Below are 1,164 nucleotides of genomic sequence, written 5' to 3'. Positions count from 1 at the left end.
AACCACCGTGGTGCAGAGGCGAGTGCTATGTTGTACAGCATCATAGAAACGGCGAGAGCGAATGGTTTAATCCCCTTAGATTATATCGCACACTGTTTGGAACAATTATCCAACTCTAACTGCAACCTCAATAGCCTATTACCTTGGCATCATGTAAATCTAAACAAGGTGTAGTTCGCCGGACGCTCACGTAAGAACATACCGTTAACATGCTATTATAATGCTTATGCTTTAAGCCTTGTTTTATGCTCTTTTATTAATAGAAAATAAATCCATAAGGTCGATATCGCAGCAAAGAAACACCATGTTGATACCCATGTTTCACGCTGAGTAAGGTAGGTGATAACACCGAGTAGCATGACAAGCGCCCAAAATTTTCTAAAAAGGTTATTACTTGAGAGTAAAAATAAAAAACCTAGTATAGAATAAATAATTTCTCGTATTGTAACAGATAGCAAACCACCACCAGACACGATATAACATAGGCTGTGCCCACACATATTGGTTTTTATTAAATGCCTGGGACCTGTTCCTAAAAGTACAGGCAGCCAGAGATATAAGCCAAAAATAATACCTGTGATGATCAATATAATAAAAAAGATTTTTTTCCATTTTGTTGTCTCAAGGCTAAAGGCTACGATAGGGACCCAAGTAATCCAAAAAAAGTAAGCAAAAAATAAAAATAAAATAGAAGATAACGTCACAAGTGGCATTATTTTTTCGTTGTATCCAATCCATACACCTCCTTCAATCGCTTGTTGTAATGCAAAAAAGAAAGGAGTGATCGCTAGTAATAAATAGGTTTTATTTTTTTTTATAGCATGTGCTGTGCACAAAGCGCCGCCAACAAGAAGCACTGCTGCCGATCCTAATGATGCTGTTGCTGAAAAACACATAATGATTTTCTCCGCGTGTTAAATATTGCGTTATTTGAGTTAAAATGTAATTGACAAATGACGACTAGCTTTAACTATACACTGAATCATTCAGGGACGATTTTTTATAGACATAGGATCTAATTCTTTTATCTTAATTTATGAGATGTTGATGAACTGTGATACCCCGCACTAAAACTGGACACTCAATTAAGCGACTTTTTGCTGTTCATAATGCAGTGGGCTTTGATACCCAATTGCACTATGCCTTCTTGTTCGATTGTAATCA

At 36.5% G+C, this 1,164-nt stretch carries 2 protein-coding genes; one reads left to right on the top strand and one right to left on the bottom strand.

All coding sequences use genetic code 11. The annotated features are described in order from the left end of the window. Positions 1-174: transposase domain-containing protein (locus L2764_RS27295; RefSeq protein ID WP_248943466.1), on the top strand; the 174-nt coding region annotated here is incomplete at its 5' end. A 50-nt stretch (positions 175-224) separates the two neighbouring features. Here the strand turns inward: L2764_RS27295 and L2764_RS27290 are convergent. After that, positions 225-896, bottom strand: a complete 672-nt coding sequence (locus tag L2764_RS27290; protein WP_248943464.1) for a DUF6629 family protein — start codon at positions 894-896, stop codon at positions 225-227. Positions 897-1,164: the final 268 nt, after the last annotated feature.

Origin of the sequence: Shewanella surugensis, from assembly GCF_023284005.1 — a bacterium.
GTDB classification, from domain to species: Bacteria; Pseudomonadota; Gammaproteobacteria; order Enterobacterales; family Shewanellaceae; genus Shewanella; species Shewanella surugensis.
The sequence above is the reverse complement of the archived record's forward strand: the minus strand, read 5'-3'. Positions and strand labels throughout refer to the sequence as shown.